This window comes from Gordonia sp. UBA7860 (genome assembly GCF_002500165.1).
Lineage (GTDB): Bacteria > Actinomycetota > Actinomycetes > Mycobacteriales > Mycobacteriaceae > Gordonia > Gordonia sputi.
The window spans coordinates 1-3,891 of sequence record NZ_DLSO01000164.1; the positions used below are offsets into that span (position 1 = coordinate 1).

3 protein-coding genes and 1 pseudogene are annotated in these 3,891 nt (G+C 60.1%); 3 read left to right on the forward strand and 1 reads right to left on the reverse strand.

Annotation, left to right across the window (positions count from 1 at the left end; genetic code table 11):
• The first annotated feature begins 330 nt into the window (after nucleotides 1-330).
• The 3 genes and pseudogenes from B3T59_RS20275 (at nucleotide 331) to B3T59_RS20285 (ending at nucleotide 1,965) form a co-directional block, all read left to right on the forward strand.
• The gene (locus tag B3T59_RS20275; RefSeq protein WP_287004975.1) at nucleotides 331-1,083 is read left to right on the forward strand and encodes a DUF4839 domain-containing protein; all 753 of its coding nucleotides are present in this window, start codon (nucleotides 331-333) and stop codon (nucleotides 1,081-1,083) included.
• Between the two features lie 155 nt (nucleotides 1,084-1,238).
• Nucleotides 1,239-1,367 (forward strand): annotated as a pseudogene (locus tag B3T59_RS20280) (hypothetical protein); the annotation flags it as partial.
• Nucleotides 1,368-1,599: 232 nt separating this feature from the next.
• Nucleotides 1,600-1,965 carry a DUF2716 domain-containing protein gene (locus B3T59_RS20285; protein ID WP_287004976.1) on the forward strand — a complete coding sequence of 122 codons (366 nt, stop codon included), beginning with the start codon at nucleotides 1,600-1,602 and terminating at the stop codon, nucleotides 1,963-1,965.
• Between the two features lie 27 nt (nucleotides 1,966-1,992).
• Here B3T59_RS20285 and B3T59_RS20290 read toward each other — a convergent pair whose 3' ends face one another.
• The gene (locus B3T59_RS20290) at nucleotides 1,993-3,033 is read right to left on the reverse strand and encodes a hypothetical protein (RefSeq protein WP_287004977.1); all 1,041 of its coding nucleotides are present in this window, start codon (nucleotides 3,031-3,033) and stop codon (nucleotides 1,993-1,995) included.
• Nucleotides 3,034-3,891: the final 858 nt, after the last annotated feature.

Sequence of the window (3,891 nt, forward strand, 5' to 3'; positions counted from 1 at the left end):
ACAGCTTTTACTTTACATAATATTCGTTATCGGCACTTGAAAAACGTTGGGGGAGAGTGGTTCTCCTCGGCGTGTGACATAAGCGCTCGCACCGCCGGTTAAGAGTTGGACGGCGGGAAGACTTTCAACGCCGCAAGGCATCGGCCGGCGGTCCGGTCGAGCAGTACTTCCTAATAGCCGCGAGACATACCAGTGACAGGTAGCTGCGACTCGGCGACGCGCCGTTGGTCGGGCAGTAAGGCGCGTCGACCACCTCCGTGCACGGGGCTCGGTAAGCTCAGCGTGGCCGGTCACCTTCCCGGCATGTGGATCGCACAAGGAGCTGTGGGCATGGCGTCGGGCACTGAAGTTGCGTACGAGACGAAGACAGTTCGTGCGGTCCGCGGGATGGAGCCGCGGACCATCAAGAAGTGGGAAGCAGACGGCTGGGAGTATGTCTCCCAGTCGCCCGGCACGGTGCAGACAGAGATCACCTTCCGCCGTCCCCGGTCGAAGTCTCGACGGCTGCTGTGGATCATCGGTGGCAGCGTGCTGGTGCTCGTCCTCGCGATCATCATCGCCGTTGGCGTAGTCAGCGAAAAGAACGCTGTTCCCGCAGAATCGGCGAACGCTGCGCCGAGTGACACGACAGCTACGACGAGCAGGCAGACGGAAACGGCACGTGCGGCACCTTCGCGATCGCCGAAACCGGATGAGGCTGTGCTTACGCCGAAGAACAGTCCCGAGCTCGCGGCTGTCCTCGGATTGACTGACTACTGCTCACCGCGCATCGCAGCGTTCGCTTCCGCTCACCGCGGTCAGACGATCCAGTTCCCGGGCAGCGTCGGCGCGATGGCACCACACGGGGACGCAAAGACTCGATACGACATCCTCATCAACGCGGGCGACTACAGCGAAACATCGGCGCCTGGGCCGGCTTTCCAGTTCCGCGATGAGAACACGATCAACGACCTGCACTGGGTCGGTCCCGTGCCGGACACAATCGGAGTGGGAACGAACCTGCGCATCACCGCAAAGGTCGACCGCTACGAGGAACGCTCCTGCCTGTTCCTCCTAGAACCCATCGCCACCGCCATCCGGTAGCCGACTCGCGCAATAGCTCGCGATGCACATGAGCGTCTACCTCAAGGTTGCGGCATCGGAATCTGTAACTGACTGCCGCAGCATGGAATGCGCCCCGATTTGTCATCCGCGCTCACGCGCGGTCTTTCCACCGCTCGTTTGCTGATTGTCGGGTCATGCCCGGCAGCACCGTGACGATCTACGTCAGCAACGGCCGCCGCGCCAACGGTGACGAGGGCGGCCCCACCGAGACCACCGTCGTGGTACCCGGCGTCGGCCCGGTGGTGATCCAGCTACCCGGCTGACCCGCGGGTGAATACGACACCCGCCGGATGCGCTCGTGAGTATCTTGTCCTCGGGTTTGGCACCTTCCGCAAACCCCAACGATCGGGTTCGGCGAATGTTGTTGTGTGCAAACCTGACTCGTCACCAGTGAAGAGGGTGAACGGGAATTGCGGGTCGAACGCAGCGACGTTGTCGAGCGCGCTCGTCCCATGCAGGCGGTGCGTGGCTTTGCTCTGCGACGATGGTCTGATGATGCTCTGGATCCTCGACGATGGGTATCCGCTGCCGCCGGAGTGGAGCTACCCGCCGGGAGATGAGGAGAAGCTGATGCGAGATGGGCTCATCGATCGGTTCCAATCGTTCCAGCCGAGCGCCTATCCGAAAGACTGGCCCGCGGTATCTGATCCGAATCCGTCAGTGACCTTCGATCTGTCTGTTCCTGAGAACCCACCCGGCGTGTGGAGCCCACAGCTAGATGCCATCAAGGCCGAGGCTCAGCGCTGTTTCGTCAGCGTGTTCGACGACGCCGGTTGGATCGTGCTCGAGTGGCAGTATCCCAGCTACCGGCTCGATGCCGCGGCCAATGGGTCCGGGCCCGGTCCCGCAAGGTTAAACTGAGCCTACATAGCTCCCTTACGGTCTCAGCTACTCCACCGGCCGGCACGTTCCTATGCGATTGCTGGTGAATTGCCCGTCATCGGCTCCGATCGTGACGGTTACCTCTTGAGCCGACGTAACGAAATTGTTCTCGATGATGTCGCCACCAGCCGAGGTCCTCTCCCAATACCCGTCCGAGATTAGCTCCCTATCCGGAGCGGTGCATTGGTACGTGCCGGGCGGTATCTGGTTCGGTCCCGTTCCCACTACATGGGTTCCGTTTCCGAACCAAACTTCGATGTCGCCAGACTTGACCCGCTGATAGGTTTCTTTGATCTCTGGATCGCCGAGAGCGTCGATCCCCGCCTTCAGCATCTCAGGGTTCCAGTCTGTCATCCATTGCTTGAATATCTGAGTAGGCGAGGTTGTCGCGTACCCCGAGTCCCCCCATTCGTTGACTTGCTTGATGAAACTTCGCATCGAGGCCGCTGGTTGCTGTGAAGGGTCGGAAACGTAGAACTCGTTGTCTGAACTCGTGCTGACGAAGCTGTTCGGCGCCTGCCACCCCTGCTCGGCGGCCGACTTGTTGAATCGACCATCTGGGGTTGACATGTCGAAACTGGGTGACTGCGAGGCCGTGGAAGGAAGCTGAACGACGTTCTTAGGCTCGAAAGACTGGCCGCCAACTTCGATGTTGCGCAGAATGAAGGTGAAGTCTTTACCGGTGGAACTGAATAGGTAACCGGTTTCCGACGGGTCGGCCGGGTTCGGGAGACTGTGCGGCCTGAACGATCCCACCGAGTAGACACCGGAGACCTTGTCAATCAGGAACTCGTTTTTGTACCAATAATCGGGTCCACCGGCACCACCATTCCCCGCCGAGTATGCGTCAACTAGTTTTTCATCCTGTCTCACTTCGAGGTCGGCTCGAAAGGCTGCCGAATCTGGACCAGCAGGCGTCACTTTGTAGAATAGAATTGGAAGGTACACAGGCCCAGGTGCATAGCTGGCGTCGTAATAAAATTCAGCTTCAAGGCCGCCCACTTCGATGGTTATCGGGGACGACTCGGTCACTGACGCGTCGATCACGACATCTCCGTTGCCATCCTTGTCGCTTCCGCAGCCCGCTAGCACGGCCGATGCGGCCAACAGTGATACCAACAGTGCCGTGACTCGCCGCCTACATCCCCCCATAGTCCCTCTCCTCTTCGTTCGGCCGCCCTTCGTTCAGACCCCGCGGACCGACGGATCTGGCTGCCTGCAAGAGAGTGTGACACGGCCCTAGCTCCGGTGGTGCGGCCTCGGATGTCCGCAACAACGGCCGTGGCCTGGCATGGTCAGACCCGCACTGCAGCAGAAAGGGGCTTCTAGTGCAGATCATCAGCCCCCCGATTGCTATTTTTTGCTGCATGATCGACGCTGGCCGGTGGAGTGCGATCCGCGACCTGGCGGTTCGCCAGTTCGGTCTGTCAGTTCACTCTCGGATTCTGACACCCGTCCGAGCGCGTACCGGCATCAACCCTGCTGCCTACCGTCGCAGCGTTTTCTTCACAGAGGTTAGCCCTGGAATCGTACGCGATCTGCAGTCAACACACGTGCTTGTGGACGTGGAAGAGAGCTCGGTCAGGATGTTCGTAAGACATCTAGGTTTGGATCGCTCACCCTGCAATGGATCTTTGCGTCGATCGCGACCTAGGCAGCTGACGGCGTCACGCCCCACGCACAACACCCCTGTCCCGTGGTCTCGACAGGCCACGCGCAGGGGCTTGCAGCCACTGAGCTTGCGTCAGAGTGGGATGTCAGAATCCAGTCGTGAACTGGTGGCTCTTAGCCTCGATCCACCGATTTGCTTGTGATCGGTCGGTGAGGGATAAACGAAATGCCCTGTCTGAGTGGCAGAATGGGACTTCTCTAGGGTTCCATCCACACACACACAGGAGGGCATGT

What these genes read in the sequence shown, in the direction of transcription:
- B3T59_RS20275 (WP_287004975.1), top strand. Translation starts at nt 331, where the DNA reads ATGGCGTCGGGCACTGAAGTTGCGTACGAGACGAAGACAGTTCGTGCG.
- B3T59_RS20285 (WP_287004976.1), top strand. Translation starts at nt 1,600, where the DNA reads ATGCTCTGGATCCTCGACGATGGGTATCCGCTGCCGCCGGAGTGGAGC.